This window comes from Christiangramia marina (assembly GCF_048285865.1).
Taxonomy (GTDB): domain Bacteria; phylum Bacteroidota; class Bacteroidia; order Flavobacteriales; family Flavobacteriaceae; genus Christiangramia; species Christiangramia marina.
Genome location: NZ_JBLVTK010000033.1, coordinates 1 through 335 on the forward strand (window position 1 = coordinate 1; position 335 = coordinate 335).

General features: G+C 59.7%; 1 protein-coding gene. It reads left to right on the forward strand.

What is annotated here, in order from left to right:
- On the forward strand, positions 1-335 hold a 335-nt coding region (locus ACNKXS_RS15175; protein ID WP_417921615.1), incomplete at both ends, for a hypothetical protein.

The following is a 335-nucleotide window of genomic DNA, read 5'->3' on the forward strand; positions in this document are numbered from 1 at the left end:
GCGGAATCGCTGGTCCTCAACAGGAAGACGCTGGATCGTCTCGGCATCGCGGTACGCACCTCGACGAGCAAAATGTCTGCCGACGATGGCGAGCGTAATCCGCTGGGCGTCGATATCGTGCGCGACATATCGCATGCCTTGCTCCAGGAGTTTTCGTTCGGTGCGGCAAAGGTCAACAATGCCACGTACATGGTCGAGGACTTCATGGACGACACATTCGGCGCGAGGATCGGCGCCGGCACCCTCCTGCAAACGGACCTGGAAATCGCCCTGGACGCAGGCTATATCAAACCCTTCAAGCCCAACGGCTGCTTCCGGGCGCATCTGGCCTATTG